The sequence below is a fragment of the Streptomyces sp. NBC_00554 genome (genome assembly GCF_041431135.1).
Classification (GTDB): domain Bacteria; phylum Actinomycetota; class Actinomycetes; order Streptomycetales; family Streptomycetaceae; genus Streptomyces.
Map to the genome: position 1 here is coordinate 4525257 of NZ_CP107799.1, position 21796 is coordinate 4547052.

A 21796-nucleotide genomic window follows, 5' to 3' on the forward strand; every position below is an offset into this window, starting at 1 on the left:
ACCCGACCGCGCCAACGGCGACTTCCGGCCGCCCGGCGCTCAGTTCCCCGTGGAACCGTTGGCCATTATGTTAGCGATCCGTTGGCGTGGCCTGATGTGATCACTACATCGGATCTGGCCCGACGGCGCGCGCGTTCAACGCGTAACTCGGGGGAGTGTCACCGCCGTGGCCGGATCCGGGGACGCGAGAGGCCCCAGTCGTCGAGGTGAGCGACCGGGGCCTCCGTCTGTCGTGTCAGCCCGAGTACAAGCCGGCGGACATGTGACAACGGTGCTCGACTCTCGGTTCTCGGTTCCCGGTTCAGTGAACGGAGAACCCGCCGTCGACGAAGACCGACTGCCCGGTGACGTACGCGGAGGCGCGGCTCGCGAGGAACACCACCGCACCCGCGAAGTCCTCGGCCAGACCGTTGCGCCCGACCATCGTGCGCGCGGCCAGCGCCGCCACCTTCTCCGGGTCGGACGACAACCGTGCGTTGAGCGGAGTCATCACAAAGCCCGGCACCAGCGTGTTGCAGGTGACGCCGTGCGGCGACCACGCCTCGGCCTGGGAGCGGGCCAGCGACTCCAACGCACCCTTGGAGACCCCGTACGCACCACTCTGGACGAACGCCCGGTGCGCCTGCTGGGAGGTGATGTGGATGATCCGCCCGAAGCCCCGCTCGGCCATACCGGGCCCGAACCTGCGGCCCAGCAAGTAGGGCGCCTCCAGGTTCACCGCCATCGTGGTGTCCCACACATCCTCGTCCAGCTCGCCCATCGGCGGGCGCAGATTGACCCCGGCACAGTTGACGAGAATGTCGGGCTCCCCGAACACCCCGGCCGCCTGCTCCGCCGCCGCACGCACCCCGTCGCGGGTACTCAGATCGCCACTCACCCAGGCCGCCCGGCAACCGTCCGCCACCAACTCCTCAACGGTGGCAACCAGTTCCGACTCCTTACGAGCCACAACCACAACACTCGCACCCGCCCGCCCGAGCGCCCCGGCAATAGCCCGCCCGATGCCGGAACTACCCCCCGTCACCACGGCAACCCGGCCGTCCAGCGAAAACAGTTCAGAAAGGTAGGTCTGCGAGGTCATGTCCGCACCCTAAATGCCGCGCCCCAGGTGACAGCGCGCGGGTCGGCACGCGACCGACCACGCGGCTGGGCCGAACCGGGGACCCGAGGCTCCTCCCTGTGTCGGGCCCGGCTCGGCAGGGGATCCATGGAGGGCTCATTCAGCCTCGGAGAAACCGTGTGCCGGTGTCGGTATCCGACCGTGGCTGTCTTCGAGGGACACGGAACGAGGGACGACTGTGGCAAAGGCTTATCTGGTCGGCAGTGGGATCGCGTCGCTGTCGGCGGCGGCGTTCCTGATCCGCGAGGGAGGGTTCGCGGGGGACGACATCGTGATCCTGGAGGAGCAGGACCGCGAGGGCGGGAGCCTGGACGCGGCGGGTTCGCCCGAGACCGGGTACACCATGCGCGGCGGGCGGATGTTCGAGGTCCACTTCGACTGCACCTACGACCTGCTGTCGTCGATCCCCTCGCTGGACGACCCGGCGAAGTCGGTCACCGAGGACACGTTCGCGTTCCACGAGGACTTCGCCTGGGACGACCACGCCCGCCTGGTCGACGGACACGGGAACATCATCGACGCGCACTCGATGACGTTCTCCGAGCGCGACCGTCTCGAGCTCGTGAAGTGCGTGGCCACTCCGGAGAAGCTGCTGGACGGCAAGCGCATCGCGGACCTGTTCCACGAGGATTTCTTCACCACCAACTTCTGGGCGATGTGGTGCACGACCTTCGCGTTCGAGCCCTGGCACAGCGCGATCGAGTTCCGCCGCTACCTCAACCGCTTCGTCCACCTGTTCAAGACCTTCGACACCATGTCGGGGATCTACCGCACCCGGTTCAACCAGTTCGACTCGATCGTGCGCCCGCTCCTTGCCTGGCTGACGGCCCAGGGCGTGACCATCCAGCTCGGCACCCGCATCACGGACCTGCGCCTGGCCGACGGCGACGCGCTGACGGTGAAGGCCCTCACCTGGGACCGTGGCGGGAAGTCCGGCGAGACGGCGGTCGGCCCGGACGACCTGGTCCTGGTCACCAACGGCTCGATGACCGCGAACTCCACCCTCGGCTCGACCGACACGGTCCCCGCCCTGGACACCACCTCCTCCAGCGGCGCCTGGCAGCTGTGGGAGACCCTGGCCGCCAAACGCCCCGGCGCCGGACTGGGCGACCCGAAGGTGTTCGACTCCTCGACGAAGGACTCCACCTGGGAGTCGTTCACCGTCACCACCAAGGACCCGCTCTTCTTCAAGCTGATGGAGGAGTTCAGCGGCAGCGAGGCGGGCAAGGGCGGCCTGATCACCTTCAAGGAGTCCAGCTGGCTGCTGACCATCGTGCTGAACCACCAGCCGCACTTCCGTGAGCAGCCCGAGGACACGTTCGTGTGGTGGGGCTACGCCCTGTTCCCCGACAGGCAGGGCGACTTCGTCGACAAACCGATGTCCGAGTGCACCGGCCGCGAGATCCTCGACGAGGTGCTTCAGCACCTGCCCTTCGCCGAGCGCGAGCGGATCCTGGACGGCTCCATCGTGATCCCTGCGAAAATGCCGTACATCACCAGCCAGTTCCTGGTCCGCAAGGCCGGCGACCGCCCCCAGGTCGTCCCCGAGGGCTCCACCAACCTGGCGTTCATCGGCCAGTACGCCGAGGTCCCCGACGACGTGGTCTTCACCGTCGAGTACTCCGTACGCACCGCCTGGACCGCGGTCGCCCAACTCCTCAAGCTCGACAGGCAGCCCCCGCCCGTCTACAAGGGCCAGTACGACCCGAAGATCCTCGTCGAGGCCTTGGAGACCCTGCACCGCCGCTGACAAAGGCGCACGGACCATGTTCGGCTGCTACAGCTTCCCCAACCACGTCCTCGCCGACCGCGACGACCTCGGCAACGGCGTCGAGGCGGCATCCCTGCGTACCGCGCTGACCGAGGAACTCCCTTCGGTCAGGAGCGGGACGCGACGGTCGTACGGCATCACGCGGTGGCTGTGACGGTCGAGCGGGAGTGACTCACATGGGCGGGCGGCGCCACCGGTCGGTTGGTGGCGCCGCCCTCTTTTGGTCCGTTACGCGCGGCTCCACCTCTGGGTGGCGTTGCCGAGAGCCGTCCACAGTTGGACCGGCGATCCGTTGGCCGTGGCCCAGTTGTTGACGTCGAGGGCGAGACCGTTGGAGCGGTTGACGACGGATCCGTCCAGACGGAACCACCACTTCTGGCTTGACTTGCCGTTGCAGGCCCAGAGGATCAGCTTGGTGCCCGCGGTGGTGCCGTCGCCGTTGGCGGCAAGGCAGTTGCCCGCGATGCGGAGTTCACCCGCGGCGGTCTGCGTGATCAGCTGGTTCGTGTTTCCGGAGCAGTCCCAGATCTGCACCTGCACACCCGTCGCGGCGTTCGGAACGTCAAGGCAGCGACCGGAGTTGGCGCCCTTCAGCGTGAAGGACGCGGCGGTCGGCAGCGGGTCCTGGACAAGCTGCCAGTCCTGTGAACCGTCGGTGGTCGACGCGGCCACGGTGACGGAGCCGCCCGCCGTCGAGCCCGTCATGAACAGGCTCGTGTTAAGGACTGAGCGGAGCTTGTAGTAGCCGTCGGTCGAGGCGACGAGGGTCCACTGCTTGTCGGTGGCTCCGTCGTCGACCCACTGGGCGAGCTTCTGCCCGGCCGTCGCGGTGCCGGTCCAGATGGCGGCCGAGCGGCCGCCGGTCTTGTTGAGCAGGGTGACGTCGGAGCCCTTGGCCGTCAGATGCCAGCGCTGCGAATCGTCCGTGGCGGCCCGGGACTTGAGGACCAGGTCGGGGACGTTGCCGGTGAGGTTCGCGTCCTGCGTCTTCCCGGTGTCGGGGCTGAGGACCTGGCCGGTCAGGCGGTTGACGAGGGTGGTGTAGGCGCCGTCGGACCGGCCGAGGTCGACCTCGCCGTACTTCACCGGCCCGACACTCCCGCCGCTCCACGCGGCCTGGAGGATGAGGACGCGTCCCGTGCCTTCGACGTACTGGAGATTGCGGCTGTAACCGCTGGGCATCGTCGTCTGGTACTCCTTCCAAGTGCCGGTGCTCAGACCGGACTCGTTCACCCAGACGTTGCCGCTGCCGGACGCGTTGTAGACGATCCGCCCGTCCGGCATCGGGAGGAGCACCGGGCTGCCGCCCGTGGACAGCGTGCGGCCGCCCGAAGGCACGGGCAGTGCGGTGATCGCGGCGTCACCGGCGGCGTAGAACTTCAGCGGGTCGTCGGCGATCCGGTAGCGGACGTTCGTACCGCCGCCCCAATACTCGTACGTGAGAAGCCACTTGCCGTCGGTGGTCGGGGCGATCGTCGTCATGCCCGGGCGGCCGCCACCGATCTCCGACTTGCCACCGTTGTTCACGGTGCTGCCCGGGATGTCGACGACCGGCTGGCTCCAGGATGTGCCGCTGCCGCCGTCCCAGGTCTTGTGCACGAGGATCTGGCCGCCCGAGTCCGCCGCCGTGTCGTTGGCCGGGTCGAGGGTGGGGACTCCGGTGGTGGCGTTGTAACCGAGGTAGTCGTTCTCGTCGGAGTAGTAGGCGACGAGCTGGCCGCCTCGGGCGACCAGGTGCGGCTCCCAGAGCGGGTCGACCTGGGCGGAGGTGTTGGCGTTCGAGACGCGGCCGATGGCGCCCGCGCTTCCGCCCTGCCAGCCGCCGGTGGCGATGATGTTCTGGATGCTCCAGGTCGCGCCCTGGTCGGTGCTGGAGTACAGCGCCAGCGCCACGTCCTTGCGGTCGCCGTCACCCGACGGCGTCCAGCTGGAGTTCGCGGCCTTCTGCTCCTGGTAGTAGTAGTCGTCCCCCGAGACGATGCTCGCGAGCAGCAGCGTGCCGGCGCTCAGGTTTCCGACGTTCTGCGGGAGCACGTAGAGATACGGGTTGGTCCAGTTGCTCGTGTACTTCGCGTACTTGGCGTCACTGGACAGGTAGGCGGGGGCTTTGACATCGGCCAGCTTCTGCCACGTCGTACCGGCGTCGTCGCTCTTGTGGATGGGCATCGTCTGCCCCACCGGAGCGGTCTGGCTGTTCTCGAACGCCGCCACGAGCCGGCCGCCCGGGAGTTGGGCCGACTTCGGATAGAGAACACAGGGATTCTTGTTGCAGGCGGCGGGATTGTCCGCGACATACAAATTCGCCGGGCTCGGCTGATATGCCTGCGCACCGGTCGCGGAGGCAATGGCGAATGCCAGACCGACGCCGAAGGCTGACACTGCCGCAACAGCCTTACTCATGAAGGGCCTTGTCATCGCGGTTCGTCTGAGCCTGACGGCGGCGGCCGGAGGGCGGGCTGTCGCGAGCACGGCGTTCCTTTCACCCGGGGGGAGCGCGCGCCTCGTTTCATAAAAGGGGAGTTGAGGGTGCGCTGGGTAGGACGCCCAGTATTCGGAGCCGACACCGCGATGTCACCGGCGCGTTTCGAAAGTGTTTCGCACAGTCGCGGGCTACGCGGTATTGACGCGTCGGCGGACGGACGTCGAGGTCCGCAGCACGAGCTCCGTGGCCAGTTCGATACGAGGCGACGCGGGCGCCCGACCCTGGGCAAGCTCCAGGAGCACCCTGGTCGCCTCGCGCCCCAGTTCCTCGAAAGGCTGTCGTACGGCGCTCAGCGGCGGGCAGGCCATGGCCGCCACCAGCGTGTCGTCGAAGGACATCACCGCCAGGTCGTCCGGCACGGCGAGCCCCAACTGACGGGCCGCCTCCAGCACGCCGAGCGCCTGCGCGTCGCTGGCCGCGAAGACGGCCGTGGGCGGGTCGTCCGCCCGCAGGATCTGCGCGCTGGTGGCGAGCGCCTCGGCGTAGTCGAAGTCGGTCGAGCGGACGATCGCCGGGTCGTAGGCGAGCCCGGCCTCCTCCAGCGCCGCCCGGTAACCGTGCACGCGCGCCGCCCCGGCCAGCGAGTGCGAGCGCCCCGCGACCATGCCGATACGGGTGTGTCCGAGGTCCAGCAGATGCTTCACGGCGTCCCGGGCACCGCTCCAGTTCGTCACCCCGATGCTGGGTATGTCCTCCGAGGGCGCGCTGAGCGGATCGATCAGGACGACCGGAAGCCGCTGCTCGACGATGCGGCGCTGGTCCTCCTCGGACAGCATCGAGATCACGATGACGATCCCCGCCGCACCGAGCGCCACGCACTCCTGCAGCCACCCGGAGATCGACCGTCGGCTCGTCGTCCCGGTGACCACGTCGATCCCGAGCCCGCCGGCCGCGTCCACGATGCCGCGGACCACCTCCAGGGTGTACGGCCCCGACAGGTCCCGGAACACCGCGATGATCTGCCTGGGCGTCGCGGGATCCCGCTCCCACGGGCGGACGAACCCGTGCCGCGCCAGCAGTTCCTCGACCCGCTCACGCGTCGCCGCGCCGACGTCCCGGCGCCGGTGCACCACCTTCGACACCGTGCTGAGCGAGACTCCCGCCTCACCGGCGATGCTCGTCAGGAGGCCGTACTGCGCCTCCAGCTGTCCCTTGCCGCGACCTGTCACTCGATGCCCGTTCCGCTCGCCGAACACCGATACGCCGGACCGCACCGCGTATCTGTCCACAAACTTCGCCGCAAGGTAACGGGGCACGGCAGCCGGAGGCAAGACCGATGCACACGCCGCCCTCCGTCCCACCGCAGGAGGATCCACCTCTGAGCTCCCGGCTCCCGGCTCCCGGCTCCCGCTCTCAGCTCTCAGCTCTCAGCTCTCGGCTCTCGGCTCTCGGCTCTCGGCTCGCAACCGTCGGAGCCGGAGGCGGACACCCTCGCCCGGTTCGGACAGCGCGCGCCGGCGGGTGGCCAGTGTCCAGCCGACGGCCGCGATCGCGGCGAGCGTGAGGACGGCCAGCATCAGCGTGGTGTGGGATCCGGCGCTGTCGGCCGCCCGGGCGACCGGGTTGGGCATGCCGAGCCGGTCGGCCAGCCAGCCGAGGGCCGCCGTGCCGGTGAGCAGCGCGCCGCCCACCCGCAGCGCGGGCTGTACCCGCATCCGCGCGATCACGAGCAACGAGGGCAGAGCGAGGCACACCAGGAGGAGCTGGACCAGCTCGATGCCCAGGTTGAAGCCGAGGAGGCTGAACACGAGCTGTCCGGTGGACAGTTGCATCTCGGCGAGCACGAAGGAGAACGCCATGCCGTGGCCGAGCCCGAAGACTCCGGCCACGACCGCTTCCCTGCCCGCGAACAGCGGGCGGATCGCGTGCACGGCGCCGACGAGGATGCTCGCGGCGATGAACGCCTCGACCGGCCACACCGGAATCTCCAGGCGACCGAGGGCAGTTGCGGCCAGCGCGACGGAGTGGCCGACGGTGAAGGCGATCGTGATGCGGCCGATTCGCCCGAGCGCGGCACGGGCGCCGACCAGACCGCTCCAGCGTCCCCCGGCGGCCATCAGCGGTGCGGGCAGCAGCAGGATGAGCAGGAACAACAGATGGTCGGTGCCGGTGAGGATGTGGTCGCCGCCGAGTTCGACCATGGCGAGGAAGCCGCGCCAGGCGCTGCCGTCACCGAGGTCGACGGTCAGGGCCGGAACGGTCATGCTCCGGACGTCGAGACGGACGGTGCCGACCTGGGTGGCACTCACGTCGTCGCCGACCTGACCGGCGGCCCAGTCCTGTCGTACCGTCACCAGCGCCACGTGGGTGACGACCTGGTGGACGATCACGTCGTAGTCCAGCTTGAAGTGCCGTACGTCGGCACCGGCCGGCGGGGTGAGCACGGCCTTGGCGATCAGCTCGCGGTAGGGGCCGGTGGAGGTCTGCTCCGTGCTGCTGAGGCTCAGCGCGCCGATGCTGACCTGCCAGGCCTCGCCCTTGAGCGTGGTCGGGCGGATGTGCTGGGCGAGGTAGGTGCGGACGGCCTTGGCCTTGGTGGACAAGGCGGGCGACTCGATGGTGGTCAGATCGATGCCGCCGGCCGTGGCGAGGTCGCCGACGGGCAGTTCAAGGCGCGCGGTGACCGAGTCCTTGTACACGTCGAGCTGGACCACTGAGTGCGGCATCGGATGCGCGGCGGCCGGCGACGCTCCGAGAAGGAGCGCCGCCGGTACCGCGATCGCGATCCCGGCCACCAGGCGAAGTGCTGTGGTCAGCCAGTTTCGCGGTCGGGTCATGAGAAGGAGAACTCGCTGCCGTAGTCGCGGGTGTGGTCGCGGTACACCGTGTGGTAGTGGACCTTGCCCTGGATGACGAGGCCGTTCTGGCAGACGAACTCGACCCACACGCCGGGGCCGTCGATGCGCACGTAGTCGCCCTGGGTGTCCAGGGCCGTGCCGCCGGAGTAGCTGACGTAGGTCTCGTTCAGCTCACGCTCGTACGTCTTCATGAGCTTCTTCGCGGTGGCGTCGTCCACGTTGGCGACCCAGGGGTGAATGGCCTTCAGGACCAGCTGCTTCTGCTTGGGCGACAGCTCGCTGACCTTGATGCCTTCCTTGGTCTCCGGGAACTGGCCGTCCTCGCTCGGGCCGAGGAGCACGTCGTTGTACGTCCCGGACAGCTTGGCCGTGGCCAACTGCTCGGTGCTCAGGCTGCCGGTCAGCGCGAGCATGCCGTTGCGCTGCTCCTCCAGCGGCGAGTACGTGGTGCCGTCGTCGTCGGTCCAGCTGGTGGGCTCGACCCCGATGAAGAAGGGGCTGGCACCTGCCACCTTGCCCTTCTTGTAGGTGAGGTTCACGGCGAGGTGGTGGCCGCCGAAGTGCAGCTGCCAGGTGCCGTCCGCCGAGGGGGTGCCCAGGAACGCCATGTAGTAGAGGCCACTGCCGTAGCCGAAGGAGCCGCCTCCGCCGGTGCCGCCGGAGGGCGGGGCGCCGGTCGGAGCGTCAGTGGCCGTGGAGCTCGGGACCGCCGTGGCGGACGGGTCGGCCGAGGCCGTGCTCGACGCGGTGTCCGAGGGCGCCGGGCCCGACCCCGCGGAGCTGGTGGCCTGCACCGAGGCAAGCACATCGTCGGCCTTGATGATCTGCGTGATCTGGTCGTACCCGCTGCCCTTGCCGGTGCCCGTGGCCACCTTCAACAGCTGCACGGCGGCGGCCAGCTGAGTGTCGCTCAGGGAACCGAGCTCGATGCCGGGACGGCAGGTCGACCCGCAGGGGAGGTTCGACCACGCCGTGGCGTTCGCCTCGGTGAGCTCAAGGAGCACCTCGGCCTGCTGGTCGGCGTCCAGCGTGTTCAGGAACGCGTTGGCGGCGCTGACCACGGCCTTGGTGCCGGTGGCCTGCTTGTCGACGGGGCGCTGGACGCCTGCGGCCGATTTACCTGTCGATATATCCGTCGATGCGTTTGCCACGGCAAAGCCACCGCCGACAAGGACGACCGCCGTGATGGCACCGGCCACCCTCCGCGAATTCCGCCGCATACGCACTCGACGGGTTCTTTCTCTGCTCATGAACCACTCCTTCAAGCCTGGAACGAAGCCCGTTCCGCTGCGACCTCGACCGCTCATCAGCAGCTACGGGCAGGACAGAAGCGCACGGCAGACGCCTGCGCGCCGTCCGTACGATTGTTGACAAGATTATCGACAGTTTTACCGGAATCTCAATGCATCTTCAGATGAACAAAAACATTCCTAGGTTGCGCCACAGCACAGGGTGAATTCACTGAATTCGCTTACGAATTTGACAGGCTGCTCTTATCGCGCGAATAGAATTTCCTGCTATTGCCGATAACCGGCCGGGGGCAGGTGGCGCGAGCATGGCGCGGCCGAGGGGGCAGGGCGCGGGAGCATGACGCGGTCACGTCGATCGCGGCTGCGTCGACCATCGCGTCGTCACCGGGTCGTCACCGCGTCCGAAAAAAGCAAAAGCCCCAGGTCACGGCGAGTGAGTCCTGAGGCTTCTACAGAGCCGCCTTCGGGATTCGAACCCGAGACCTACGCATTACGAGACCATGAGTGTTCGTGTTGCGTGGTGTTTCGTCGTGCTGTCCGGTGATGTTCTACCTGATCAGAGGACGTGCAACAGGTTGACCCGTGCCACCCCGTGATGCACCGTCCAAAGGCGTCTGTCCACCGGCTGTCCACCGGTGGGGCTCTCACCGGCCCGCCCGCGAGACTGCCACTCGGCTGTCAGCGCTACTGTCGGGCGGCCGGAGGGCCGAGCGGAAGTCACTGTGGGACCTCTACAAGCGCCCCTCTGGTGGGTTCGGGCAGCGCGCAGCCCCACGTACCACCTCACCCTGGCTGCCACCTGGCCCTCAGCCTCAAATTCGGAATACTCGCCGACTGCCTTGCCCGGGCGCATTGCTCCTGCTCGTGCGCCGAAGCACCGATAACCGGTGAAAGAGCCCGCACCAGTTGGCGCCAGGGTCGGCTGGGTCATCTCTCGTCGATCCGTTCACCGAGGATCTCTGCGGCCCAGGCACGCAGCCGTCGACGCATGGCCTCCACCTGGCCACCATCGACGCCGTAGACCTCGTACTCCCGGTCCGGCCAACGGTCGACCGCCCGCAGCGCCTGGGCGAAATAGCGCGGATCGAACCCAGCATCGTGCTCCGACGCCAACTCCAGCAGCCGATCACCCGGGTACTGCCCGGAAGCGAGCGCGGCATTCACATCGAGGTAATCACGCGGCGCGGCCCGTCCGAACAGCGTGGTCACCTTGTTGGCCACCGCGTCGTCGGGGTGCAGTACGGGACCGATCTCCAAAACAGCAGGCGGCCGAGCCCGCCAGTCGCACCCGAGCTCTACCTTCGCCGTGTGTCCCCGTTCGTCAGCAACCGCGAACCGGGCGAACACCCCACCGGACTTCTCCACCTCAACGGTCAGGTCTGCCGCCCGGTACGCCGCAGCCACCGCACCGACTGCCTCGGAGAAGGCAACCGGGTCAGCGTTGTCCGTGAACAGGTCGACGTCATCCGACAGCCGCTCCAGGAACCCGTGCACCTGCACCGCATACCCGCCGGCCAGGACAAAGCCGTAACTCGCGGCGGCTCCAAGACCGATACGGGCGAGCCGGGAGTGAAACGGATCCATGCCGACGAATCCTACGCAGCCCTGCGGGCCAGCTCCGGGAAGCGCACCTCCCACATCAGCCGCACCCGCGGCGGAAGCCACAGCCTCTGCCACACGGCTGAGAGAAGCACGGGGTCGAGGAACTGCCGCAGCTCCTCCACATGCATGGCCTCGCGGATGACCGTCTCATAGAGCATCCGCAGGTCAACGTCGTCCGACAGGTCGTAGGCACTCTTCGGTGTCCAGTCCAACGCGGTCGGCAAAGCCACGACCCCGTCCGTCGGACCGGCCAGCTCATCCAGGGTCTCCGGAACCGTGTACGGCCGGATCTCCGCATACCGCACCCGTGTCTCCATGCGCTCAGTATGCCCAGCCTCGGCCCCGGACAGCCACAGCCATCTACTCAGGGGGAGCCGTCGATCAGGGCCTGCAGGAGGCTGAGCCCGCGGATCCGTCCGGGTCAGGCCAGTGGGTAGCCCTGGGCGAGCAGGGCTTGGCGGAACGCGGGGAGCTTCTCGGCGGGGACGGCCAGCTGCCGCTCACCGAGGCGGGTGCAGAGGGCGCGCAGGCGGCGGCCGCCCGCAAGGAGAGTGGCCAGGGCTTCGTCGGCGCACTCGATGAGGTGGACCGGGCCGGTGTCGCGGACCTTGCCGAGGCGGCGTTCGGTGTCGTCCAGCAGAGTGGCTGTACCGTTCCGGGTTGCGGCAGCGGCTGCGAGGACGCCTGGGCAAGGTAACGGCGGAGCTCCTTCAGGGGCGCTTGGTGTCCAGGGCGCTCAGGAGGGAGGCGGCGCTCAGGGTCCACACCCGGTCGGAGGTCTTGTCGGCGAAGGCATCCAGGAGCAGGGCGACGGCAGGACGCAGTCCGTCGAGGGCGACGATGTCGAAATTCGGCAGAACCTTGATGCCGCAACAGTCTGTGCCGACGGGCATCGGCGCGGGGATGTAGGCGGTGGCGCGGCCGGTGGCGTACGCGCCGAGTGGTTTCAGGCGCAGGGCGAGCAGGCCGTCATAGCGGGAGAGTTGGTCGAGGTCGTCGCCGCCCCAGTTGTCGCGGTAGTCCTCGCGGGCGCCGACGGGCGGAACGTACTCGATGTCGATGAGGCCGAGGGTGGCGGCGTACTCGAACAGGACGGCGAGCGTGTAGCGGCCCTGGAGCAGGGGCCAGTCGTGGAATCCGTCGTAGCCGAGGCTGCCGTACTGCGGGTCTTGCAGGTACAGCTTCCACAGGGCGCGGTCGCTGCGCGCGACGGTGAAGTCGAGCCCGCTCTTGCGCATGGCCGCGAACAGGTCGTCCACCTGGGTCCACTGCCCGGTGCGCAGGCGGCGAGGGCCTGGCCAACCGTCTTACGGCGGGGCCCCGCGGCGGACAGCACTGCCGCCGCGCGTTGGCCCTTGATCCCCTCGATACGGGAGAACTCATCCAGCACGGCGCGGTTCAGCCACCGCTGCCACAGGAGCCTGAGGGTGTCATGGGGCGGCTTGGTCAGGGCGGCCCGCCCGCGGGTGGTCAACGCCAGCTTCCCTGAGGCGAGTTCGGCGAGGCCTCCGGCCTGGAGCAGCAGCGGCCAAGCGAAGGCGGCGATGAGATCGGCGAGGTAGAAGTCGGCGTCCTGCAGGATCTCGGCGACAGCCGCCACCGTGGCCGCACCCGGGCGGTGCGTCTTCTGGCTGCACCGCAGCCTGCTGGGTACATCAATGTGCAGCACCCTGAGCAAGTCGGCGGTGACGACCCGGTACGCGTTGCCCGTACGGAGGACCGTGCAGGGATACCGACCACGCTTGGCGAGCGCATACCCGGTACTCCGGCCGAGAGACAGCGCGCGGTTCGCCGTCTCCAGGTCTACGGCCGCCGGCAGCGCGAGCAGTTCCTCGCGCGTCAGAGCCCGAGGCATGTCGGTCTGCTTGGCGATCACCGACGCTCCTTGCTCTCGACCGTAGCGGTGTGGCGCAGCCGAGGCAGTGCACCGCTGTCAGTACGTCCGGCCGCTGGCGAGTGCCCTCTCCTGCGGTCACAGGAGAGGGCACTCGCGGTCCCGGCTGTGTGACCAGACCGGCAACCGGGGCCGACCGCCGGTGAGGACCCTTGAGGCGTGAAGGCCCGCAGACGGCGATTGGGTGGGCCTCCATCCGGCTCTCGCTCGTCCCCGGTGGAGGTCGCGCGTAAAGACCATCCGGGGTTTGTGTGAGTCATCTGTGAGATCACGATGAGAGAGCACTCATGGCTCCCAGGCACGTTGAGGCGGCCGTCAGGCCGACTCCATCCGGTGCCGGGAGCGCTGCGCCTGGCTCCGTAAGAGCGCAGGCCTGGCCCCGGCACCACCGATCGTCAGCATCCTTCCTCGACGAAGTTCTGGAGGCGCTTGAGGATCGTTCGCTGGGTGTGATGGAACCTGCACCCGATCAGGGGGTTCATCAGCCAGACGAGGACGTTGTTCGGCCGGAACGTGCTGTGCGCCGTCACCAGGGTCCCGCCTTCGCGGTGTTCGAGGTCGAAGCCGGCCCGCCAGTCGGAGACCCGGCGGCTGAACCCGGAGGTGTCGTCGTCGATCGCCCAGGTGATCCGCCACTGATCGTCCTCTTCGATTTCGATGCAGCGCTCCTGGGTCGCGCCGGGTTTCCCGCCGAGTACGACCGAGCAGATCCGCATCGCTCCGAGACGGTGATCGCCGGTGATGCGAACGATGTATGGATGCCAGCGGGCGTGCACCTGCGGGTTCTTGATCGCCTGCCAGACGGCGCCCACCGGGGCGTGGATCAGAACCTTGTCCTCGATCCTTGCTTCGAGCATGTGGCCTCCTCCGAGGTTGTCCGAACCACCGGTGGCTCAGGACCTTGTGCCCGACCTCAGAACCGGAGGTCTCGAACGCTCCGTCGTTGCCTTGACGGTGACCGTGGTCTGCCCGGTCGTGGTGCCGTTGGCGATGATCTCGTCGAAGTCGCCGGACGTACCCTCCAGGCGGGCCCAGTAGGAGAGAGACAAGCCGGGGTCCGAGGCGCCGGCGGTCCTGTAGGCGCCGGACTTGATGTCGGTGCCGACCACGTGGGTGCCTTCGCCGGGGATGGTCGCCGCGGCCGGCTTCGGCTTCGGCCTCACGGTCACGATCGGCGCGGCCGCCATCTTGGTGACGGTGACCGTGTGCGCGGATTCAGCAGCCCCGGTCGCCGTCTCGGTGATGGTCTGCGTCACCGTGCGCGCGGGCTTGGCGCCTCCGCTACTGCCGCAGCCCGCAGTCATCACGAGCAGGGCGGCGTCCCAGGCGGCTACTTGACGTTCCACTGACCGACCGCGCCCGCGAACCCGGAGTCCATGGCCCACTGGATCGTCGCGGCCTTCGAGGACGCGGGGACCTCCCAGACCATCCACCCCACGGCCTTCTCCCCGACGGGAAGGCTCAGATCGCTGGTCATGACCGGTCCGGCGGTGATGTCGCCGATAGTGCTGTCGAAGCGCTGCCCTCCGGTGTCGGCGATCTTTGCCCCGTTGCTCGGGCTGTCGGAGTAGGTGCTCTTGCCGGTGTTGACCAGTTGGAAGCGGGCGGCCACCCACTTCTTGCCGCCCTCGGGTCCGAAGATCTCGGGGTCGGCGGGCTTCGCCGGATCGACGTACTTCAGGATCGTGACCTTCAGTTCGGAGCCGTCGTCCATGCCCGCGAGGGTGATCGTGTCGCCGATGCGGGCAGGCTCTTCCTGGGCTGGATCCTGTGGGGCCTCCGACTTGTCGGACCCGGTCTTGCTGGAGGTGGCCTTCGGCTCGGGCTTCGTGGTGACCGAGTCGTCGTTGCCGCTGCAGCCGGTGAGCGCGAGGCCGAGGACCGTGGCGGTGGTGAGTGCTGCGAGTCTGGTGCGCATGGTGCCTCCCGGGGTGCGGGCCGGTTTCGTCGGCCGGGCCGTAGCCGTGCTGTTCCGGGCGTTTGCCGGGTGGGGAGAGGCAGGGCCTCGGCGTAGGCGCTTGGGCTGACGGCACCGTCGGTTCGTGCGCATGTCTCTCGCCCCCCGGCCCGCCGGGGTCCCGTGGTCTGTCACCGAGTTCAACGAGCGCAGTGCTCTCGGACGCGCAAGACCCGCTCCGGCCGTGTCCCCCTGGGACAGTGCGGCCGGAGGCCTCACCGGGTCCCTCCGCCTCGGGGGAGCGGCGGAGGGACCCGGCGCCGACGGCCCGCACCAGGGCCGCCGTCCCGTCGGTGGCTCCACACACCGAACGGGGGTCTGCGTCAGCACGCGTGGTCGCGGCAGTGTGCCTCCCTGCGGACGGGGTCTCTCCGGCGTGGTCACCGTGCCTCCCCGTTGGCGCTGGGCTCTTTTGCGGGTTCGGCGGGCCGCACGTGCTGCGGGGCGGCGTCCCATTCGCGGCCGCCGCCCGGTGGCCGGAGCTGGAGATTCGTCCCGACGTGCCCCATTACGACGCCGATGCGGTCACTCTGCATGTCTACGGCCAGCCCACCGACCGTCGGCCAGTCCGCGGGGTGGCGGTCGGGGTCGTGCATGTCGACGCTCCTTCCCAGCGGTGGCCACCTCCCGGCGCCGTGTCAGTGGTCGCCGGAGGCTCTCCCTTCCAGCATATAGGGCACTGTAGGCAGCTGTGGAGGCCTGTGTGTGTCTTTGCAGGTCAACGGCACCCTACGGTGATCGGTATGGGTAAGAACGACATGCCAGTGCTCGATCCGCGCGGGCCGCAGCTCGTCTACATGGTCGTGGCCGATCACATCGCCGGGCAGATCGCCGGCGGCCAGCTGAAGCCGGGCTCGCGGCTGCCGGGCGAGCTGGACCTCGCGGCGGCCTACGGCATCGCCCGCATGACCGCGTCCCGCGCCGTCCGGGAGCTGCGCGAGCGCGGTCTTGTCCACACCGTGGTGGGCAAGGGCACTTTCGTCGTCGAGCCGTCGGCGGATGGCCCCGACAACGACGAGTAGCACGCGCTGCGCTGCGGGCCACCTGTCACGGGGGACTTGAGACCGACGACGTCGTCGTGTCGGCCACGAGGCGAGAGGGCTGGGGTCCTGATGTCGAACACCTTTCCGGAACATGCCTTCCCGCGTCCGACGGACAGCCTTACGCCCCGTTCGCGGGTACAGGAGGGGCGCCGCGGTGGCACACCCCCTCCCGGTCGAGCAGGAGGGGACTTTCGCGCCTCGGTCGCCGGGCCACCGTACGGCGACCGAGGACTGCCGCCTTGAGGACCGACGGGGATCAAGGTCCACAGACGGCGATTCGATGGACCTCCACCCGGCCTTCGGACATCCCCGGCGGATGTCGCATGCGATAAGCCTGTGGTGTTTGCGTGAGTCAGCCGTGAGATCACAGTGAGAGAGTTCTCACGCATGTGCCACATAGGGGTGGAGCGGCGGGTCAGCCGCGCAGGCGATAGCCACCACCAAGCCCGTGCTGCTGCCCGTTGCCTTGGAGTGCTCGCACGCACGAACCCTTGATCCACGACTTCCGGCCCTCCACGCCGCTGCGTCATATGGATATGCAGCACGCCCCCGCCGCATGTCTCGCGCGTGCGGTGAGGGCGCCATCGGACTACGGCCGGTATGCAGGCGCACGGCTCATCAGCAGAGGCGTGTTGGGACATGCGCGTCAGGTCTTACGTGCAGTGATCAGCAGAGTGGTCGGCCAGCGGTCATGTCGGGAACCGCGCAACTCCCTGGCCGAAGTCGCCCTGAGGCCGGCACGGGCGAGGTGAGCGTCCCAGCGGTTGGCGTCGAACTCCCAGCGCGCGATGGGAAGTCGGGAGCCGTCAGGGAGAGTGACGAAGTCCCAGCGGGGCCGGTCATCCGACGAGGGACGGCGACCTCCACGCGCGGGGTGCGGGACAGAGAAGGCAAGGATGCGTCCGGCCCTCAGGTGTTCGGCGATGGCGGGCAGCAGCAGTTCCGGGGAGACAAGGCCTATGGCGCCGAACACCGAGTAGATCGCGTCGTATTGTCCCCCGGTGGCCTGCAGGAAGGTCACGGCGTGGCCAGCCACGAGGGTGATTCTGTCCAGCCGCCCGTAGTGGGAGCGGGCGCGGCGCACCTGCAGACCCACCAGGTCCACCCCGGTGACGATGGCGCCGTGGCGGGCGGCGAGGTGAGCGACGTTGCGACCAGGACCGCAGCCGAGTTCCAGCACACTCCTTTGCCGCAGGTCCCTGCCGAGGATCTCGGCACCGGGACCGAGGCCACGGCGGGTGGTCCACTCCATGCGCTTGGGTACGGGCAGGGCCTGAGCGGGCCCGGCGGCACTTCGCTGGAAGGCCTGGAAGTGCCAGGCGGAGACTTGGGCAGGCACCTAGACCTCCAGGAGTTGGAGTACGTCGATGAGGTGCCGGCGGACGACCTTGATGGAGGCGAGATCAGTGGCCGGGGCATCGAGCCATCGGACGATCTGCTCCAGGAACCGCTCGGTGACCCACATCCGGTGCCAGCCCACGGCCCACGCTTCCGCGGCCAGGCCGCCGCCACGCTGGGCGAGTACGTCCGGGGCGCCGCCTGCGGTGACGTACTGCTCAAGGAAGGCCCCCAGTCGTAGCGGGTCGGGGGCATGGAGGGTGGTGTGCCAACTGGCGAGATCGAGCAGGCCGGGGCCGGTGAAGGCGCGTGCCATGTCCAGTAGCCGCCAGCCGGTGGGGCCGATGTGAAGACTGGTGGGGTGGAACTCGGCGTGCACCCAGCCGAACGGGGCCACGGCGGCTCCGGTCGCGCGGGCGGTGGCGGCCCGGGCGATCTGGTCCAGGGCCTCCTTGATGTCGCCCGTGTCCTGCCAGCGGTCGGCCTGCGGAGCTGGTCGAGATGGCCGAGCGCCCGGTCCGGCAGGGCGCGGAGTCCCGCCTCATGGAGTACGGGCAGGAAGGGCGCCGCGGGAGCACTGTGCAGGACGACTGCGGCGGCGGCACCGTCGGGATCGTCTGCGTCACGGACGGGGGTGCCGAGGTCTTCGAGGAGCATTCCGAGCCAGGCGTCGCGTACGACGGAGGAGCGGACCTGCGGCACCGGGATACCGCGCAGGTGCGCGAGGCGCAGGGCCAGATCCTCGCTGTGGAAGGGCTTCTCGGCGTACTTGAAGATCGCCGTCCGGCCGTCGGGGAAGGTCACCCGCTCGAATCCCGATGTCGGCCGCAGCCGGATCTCCTCCCGGGTGGGTGTGGGCCGGCCGGTGAGGGTGCACAGGTTGGTCAGCAGGGTGGTGGTGAGGGGATTGTGCATGAGCGATGCTCCTGGAGCGGAGAGGAGGTGTCCCGCGAAGCCGGTCGGCCCGCCCGGGACTTCGGCTGGGGCTCCACGCGGCCGAAGTCGCGCGCTGGGCGTGGATCAGCTCGATCCCGCCGGCCTTGAACCGGGCCGGATGGGCAGGGGTATTGGCTGTCGAGGCACCGCAGGGCGCATCAGCTCGCGGCGGTCCCGGCGCGGATTGGCAGGCTGTACACCAGGCGCCCGCCGAGTGCTGCGCGGGTCTTGGCGTACTCGACACGGCGGTACTCGTTGAACCAGTCAGCTGTGATGGGCCGTGGTGCCGATGGTCGGCATCGGCGTTTTCGTCTCCTGCCAGGCGGGCTCCGGACACTTGAAGGGCCGGGCCCACGGCGGGGCGTACGGAACCCCGGGGGCCGTGTGGCCCCCGGGAGCGCTGGATCGCGGCCAGGCTGATCCGGGCGGCTGCTCTGTGCCGCATGCTGCATGGCGTGGTCCTTGAGCGATCGCGGAGAAGAGTCGTACATGAGGTACGGGACAACCGCCTTCGCAGGGTGCGAGGTGAGGAGCGCAACCACATCCCCCGGGGGCGGGGGCCGAGTGATCCCGTGAGCTTGCTCGCGCGAGAGCCCCTCCTCGTCGACAGCAGGAGGGGCTCCCGCGGCCCCGGCTGGGGGAGTCGGGTTAGACAACCGGGGCCTGGCCGCCTGCACGGACCTGCACGGGAGGGTCAAATCCGCGGGCGGAGATTCGGTGCGCCGCCAGGGGGCGCCGGGCTATCGGTTTCGGAGCGGGCCGGGGCTCGCGGGGCGGATGCCTTCGCCGCCGGCCCCGCCGCGTCCTCGGGTGCGGTGAGGAACTGATACATGCCGCACATCAGCAGGAAGAACTGGTCGTCTTCTGACACGCCGGGTTCCTTGCGACCGCCCGTCCGGAGGTGGCGACGCGTCGGCAGCCGGAGGAGTGCGGGCGGGGGCTGCGCAGGCCTCGCGAAGTCCACCAGGTGCGGCCGGTACACGGGACGGATCCCCGTCCAGCCCGTGTCGGGTCTTCTCTCGGCGTTCCACGCCCTATTGAGAGCGATCCTCACAAGCCACCTCACCTCTGATTTCCATCCCAGTAGGCCTGCGCGGCGCGGTCGTCCTCCGGGGTCCAGTACGCGGGCTCTGGCGCGATGCCGTGGCTGTACGGGTAGTGGTGCGGAGGAGCCGCGTACTGCTGCACATACACCGGAACCTGCGCGGCATACCCGTGCTCGGGGACCCCGGCGGGGTCGTACCGGCCCGGTGCAGCGGGGGGCCTGACGTCCTGTGGCCGGCGGGGCCCGGGGATGGGCACCTGGAACTCCCGGGTGTCGGCTTCCTGTTCGGAATGCCGGGCAGGGGCGTCCGCCTGCGGTTCGGCTCCCGGCAGCAGCACCTGCACCTCTTCGGCGCCCGCCTTGCGGCGCTGCTGTGCCCATTCCTCGACCTGGCTGCGGCAGGCGAGGTCGAGGTGCTGCACGCGCGTCAGGTCCACCTGGACCCTTCGCTCGTTCGCGACCGACTCCAGGGATTCGATCAGGCGCGGCAGCCGCAGGAAGGTCGCGTTGCCGTGCATCTCCAGGCGTACGGTGCCGTTGTCCGTGGTCTTGTGGATGGTGATCCGGGACATGCGCAGGGCGACCAGGACGATGGCGACGGCCAGGCCGGCCACCACTCCTTCGAGCAGGTTGGCGACCATGATGGCAAGGGTCGTGATGATCATGACGATGCCCTCGCCGCGGTCGGTCCGCCACATCTTCGGGAAGGCAGGGGGGTCGAAGAGCTTCCAGCCGGCGTGGACGAGGATCCCGGAGAGCACCGCCACGGGGATGAGCCCGAGCAGGCCGGGGAGCAGGAGCCCGAATCCGAGCAGCCATCCGCCGTGCAGAATGCGGGAGACCTTGGTCTTGGCTCCGGCCTGTACGTTGGCGGCGCTGCGGGCGATCACCGCGGTCATGGGCAGTGCACCCAGAAACCCGCACAGCGTATTGCCGACGCCCTGGGAGAACAGCTCCGCGTTGTACTGGGTACGCGGCCCGTCGTGCATCTTGTCGACGGCGGCGGCGCTGAAGAGGCTTTCGGCGGAGGCGATGACAGCGAAGGTGATGACCATGGTGATCACTTCGGGTTCGGCGAGTCCGGCGAACCCGCTCGGCCCGGCGAAGTGCACTGCCCCCAGCAGGTTGCCGACCTCCACGCGCTTGACGTCGAAGCCGGGCAGAGCGGCGAGCACCGAGCCGAGCATGACCGCGACCAGCGGGGCGGGCAGCTTGCCGAGGGGAGCGGGAACCTTCTTCCACAGGAAGCACAAGGCCAGGGAGAGGGCTCCGAGGATGAGGGCGTAGCGCTTGTGCGGTTCGGCGAAGACGGCAGTCATCAGGTCGGGGAGGCCGGCGATGTTCTTCAGGGCCGAGCCGAGCTGCTTGGAGTCCGTGAGGGCGTAGGTCTGGCTGAGGATGAGGGGGAGCCCGATGCCGGCCAGCATGCCCTGTACCACGGCGAGTGAGATGGACTGGAACAGGCGCCCCATGCGGAGCGCGCCGAGCGCCATCTGGATCAGGCCGGAGACCAGGACGACGGGGCCGAGCAGGGCCAGACCATGCGCGCCGACGAATTCCAGGACGAGCGCGGCGAGTCCGGCGGCCGGTCCGCTGACCTGGAGACGGCTGCCGGGCAGGAAGCCGACGACCAGGCCGCCGATGATCCCGGAGATGATGCCGAGGGCGACCGGGACGCCGGAGGCGGCCGCGACGCCGATGCACAACGGGAGGGCGACCAGGAAGACGACGAGTGAGGCGACGATGTCCGTGCCGGGGGCGGCGGAACCGGCCGACTGACCGGGAGCCCTTCGCGCATGGCGTGCACTGCGATTTCGTGCGTTCGACACAATGCTCCTTTCACTCACACCGGTTGCCCGGTGCGGGTGGGAGTGGCGAGCGGGGGCGCGGTGTCAGTGCCGGCCGAAGGTCCCCTCTATGTCGTCGCGCTCCCAGACCCCTCCGGTGTCCACCCGGTAGAACCAGCCGTGCAGGTTCAGCAGGCCCTCGGCCCTCCTGCGCTCGACCTGGGGGTAGCCGCGCAGCGTCTCCAGCTGGGCGGTGACGTGCCGTTGCACGATCTTCGACATCGCCGCGTCCTCGGGCGGGGTGCCCAGCAGCGAGGCCAGCGAGGGCCGGGCGAACGCCACCCAGCCCGCCACGCTGGGCAGCGTGGTCAGATCCTCACCGCGGGCCAGGGCCCCCACGGCGCCGCAGTGCGAATGCCCGCAGACGATGATGTCGGAGACCTCGAGCACCTGGACCGCGTACTCAATGGTGGCGGCCTCCCCCGACCGCCGGCTCGGCCGGTACGGCGGAATGATGTTGCCCGCATTGCGCAGCTCGAAGAGTTCGCCCGGGGCGGCGCGGGTGATGAGGGTAGGGACCACGCGCGAATCCGAGCAGCTGATGAACAGGGTCGTGGGGGACTGTCCGGCGGCGAACCGCCGGAACAGTTCCCCGTTGGGCTCTATGCGATGTCGAAAGGACCGAGCCCGCTGAAAAAGGTCGCTCATCCTCACGTCTCCTGACTCCGGACATCCCCGGTGGATGCCGCTCAGTGAAGAGACTGTGAGGGTGG

General features: G+C 69.0%; 19 protein-coding genes and 2 pseudogenes. 4 read left to right on the forward strand and 17 right to left on the reverse strand.

All coding sequences use genetic code 11. The annotated features are described in order from the left end of the window. Positions 1-301 precede the first annotated feature (301 nt). Positions 302-1081, reverse strand: a complete 780-nt coding sequence (locus tag OG266_RS19710) for an SDR family oxidoreductase (RefSeq protein ID WP_329546300.1) — start codon at positions 1079-1081, stop codon at positions 302-304. A gap of 217 nt (positions 1082-1298) precedes the next feature. On the opposite strand from OG266_RS19710, the gene OG266_RS19715 reads away from it, so the two are divergent. Continuing rightward, on the forward strand, positions 1299-2870 hold the full coding sequence (locus OG266_RS19715) for an oleate hydratase (protein ID WP_371547386.1): 1572 nt from the start codon (positions 1299-1301) through the stop codon (positions 2868-2870). Positions 2871-2886: 16 nt separating this feature from the next. Further along, entirely contained in the window at positions 2887-3045 is a 159-nt protein-coding gene (locus OG266_RS19720) for a hypothetical protein (RefSeq protein ID WP_371547388.1), read from the forward strand. Between the two features lie 74 nt (positions 3046-3119). Here the strand turns inward: OG266_RS19720 and OG266_RS19725 are convergent, their stop codons facing one another. The 6 genes from OG266_RS19725 to OG266_RS19750 all read right to left on the reverse strand — a co-directional run bounded on the left by OG266_RS19725 (position 3120) and on the right by OG266_RS19750 (position 11340). Then, positions 3120-5291, reverse strand: a complete 2172-nt coding sequence (locus OG266_RS19725) for an RICIN domain-containing protein (RefSeq protein WP_371547390.1) — start codon at positions 5289-5291, stop codon at positions 3120-3122. Positions 5292-5501: 210 nt separating this feature from the next. Then, positions 5502-6542: a substrate-binding domain-containing protein gene (locus tag OG266_RS19730; protein ID WP_266457172.1), complete on the reverse strand. Its 1041-nt coding sequence runs from the start codon at positions 6540-6542 to the stop codon at positions 5502-5504. Positions 6543-6740: 198 nt separating this feature from the next. Further along, positions 6741-8150 (reverse strand): HupE/UreJ family protein, encoded by a 1410-nt coding sequence (locus OG266_RS19735; protein WP_371547395.1) that lies wholly within the window; start codon positions 8148-8150, stop codon positions 6741-6743. Next, positions 8147-9322 (reverse strand): DUF3500 domain-containing protein, encoded by a 1176-nt coding sequence (locus tag OG266_RS19740; RefSeq protein WP_371547398.1) that lies wholly within the window; start codon positions 9320-9322, stop codon positions 8147-8149. Before OG266_RS19740 ends, OG266_RS19735 begins: the two co-directional genes overlap by 4 nt. Positions 9323-10348: 1026 nt before the next feature. After that, positions 10349-11005 (reverse strand): nucleotidyl transferase AbiEii/AbiGii toxin family protein, encoded by a 657-nt coding sequence (locus OG266_RS19745; RefSeq protein ID WP_371547400.1) that lies wholly within the window; start codon positions 11003-11005, stop codon positions 10349-10351. Positions 11006-11016: 11 nt separating this feature from the next. Further along, positions 11017-11340: a hypothetical protein gene (locus OG266_RS19750; protein ID WP_371547403.1), complete on the reverse strand. Its 324-nt coding sequence runs from the start codon at positions 11338-11340 to the stop codon at positions 11017-11019. A 137-nt stretch (positions 11341-11477) separates the two neighbouring features. Between OG266_RS19750 and OG266_RS19755 the strand changes: the two genes are divergently transcribed. Then, the gene (locus OG266_RS19755; protein WP_371547406.1) at positions 11478-11720 is read left to right on the forward strand and encodes a hypothetical protein; all 243 of its coding nucleotides are present in this window, start codon (positions 11478-11480) and stop codon (positions 11718-11720) included. A 13-nt stretch (positions 11721-11733) separates the two neighbouring features. On the opposite strand, the gene OG266_RS19760 is transcribed toward OG266_RS19755, so the two are convergent. The 6 genes and pseudogenes from OG266_RS19760 to OG266_RS19785 form a co-directional block, all read right to left on the reverse strand. Beyond that, positions 11734-12282 carry a hypothetical protein gene (locus OG266_RS19760; RefSeq protein WP_371553187.1) on the reverse strand — a complete coding sequence of 183 codons (549 nt, stop codon included), beginning with the start codon at positions 12280-12282 and terminating at the stop codon, positions 11734-11736. Between the two features lie 404 nt (positions 12283-12686). After that, positions 12687-12878, reverse strand: a pseudogene (locus OG266_RS19765) (hypothetical protein); the annotation flags it as partial. 434 nt (positions 12879-13312) lie between these two features. Then, positions 13313-13774 (reverse strand): SRPBCC family protein, encoded by a 462-nt coding sequence (locus OG266_RS19770; RefSeq protein ID WP_371547409.1) that lies wholly within the window; start codon positions 13772-13774, stop codon positions 13313-13315. Positions 13775-13810: 36 nt separating this feature from the next. Then, positions 13811-14263 (reverse strand): hypothetical protein, encoded by a 453-nt coding sequence (locus tag OG266_RS19775; RefSeq protein WP_371547412.1) that lies wholly within the window; start codon positions 14261-14263, stop codon positions 13811-13813. After that, a complete protein-coding gene (locus OG266_RS19780) occupies positions 14248-14835 on the reverse strand; it encodes a DUF4352 domain-containing protein (protein WP_371547415.1) in 588 nt (195 codons plus the stop codon). Before OG266_RS19780 ends, OG266_RS19775 begins: the two co-directional genes overlap by 16 nt. Before the next feature lie 419 nt (positions 14836-15254). Further along, positions 15255-15470, reverse strand: a complete 216-nt coding sequence (locus tag OG266_RS19785; protein WP_371547418.1) for a hypothetical protein — start codon at positions 15468-15470, stop codon at positions 15255-15257. A gap of 147 nt (positions 15471-15617) precedes the next feature. On the opposite strand from OG266_RS19785, the gene OG266_RS19790 reads away from it, so the two are divergent. Next, positions 15618-15896, forward strand: coding sequence for a GntR family transcriptional regulator (locus OG266_RS19790; protein WP_371547420.1), 279 nt, complete (start codon positions 15618-15620; stop codon positions 15894-15896). A gap of 667 nt (positions 15897-16563) precedes the next feature. Here OG266_RS19790 and OG266_RS19795 read toward each other — a convergent pair. The 4 genes and pseudogenes from OG266_RS19795 to OG266_RS19810 all read right to left on the reverse strand — a co-directional run bounded on the left by OG266_RS19795 (position 16564) and on the right by OG266_RS19810 (position 21731). Then, positions 16564-17256: a class I SAM-dependent methyltransferase gene (locus tag OG266_RS19795; RefSeq protein WP_371547422.1), complete on the reverse strand. Its 693-nt coding sequence runs from the start codon at positions 17254-17256 to the stop codon at positions 16564-16566. Continuing rightward, positions 17257-18170 (reverse strand): annotated as a pseudogene (locus tag OG266_RS19800) (aminoglycoside phosphotransferase family protein). Positions 18171-19253: 1083 nt separating this feature from the next. Continuing rightward, positions 19254-20981, reverse strand: coding sequence for a SulP family inorganic anion transporter (locus OG266_RS19805; protein ID WP_371552873.1), 1728 nt, complete (start codon positions 20979-20981; stop codon positions 19254-19256). 147 nt (positions 20982-21128) lie between these two features. Continuing rightward, positions 21129-21731: a carbonic anhydrase gene (locus OG266_RS19810; protein ID WP_371547425.1), complete on the reverse strand. Its 603-nt coding sequence runs from the start codon at positions 21729-21731 to the stop codon at positions 21129-21131. Positions 21732-21796: the final 65 nt, after the last annotated feature.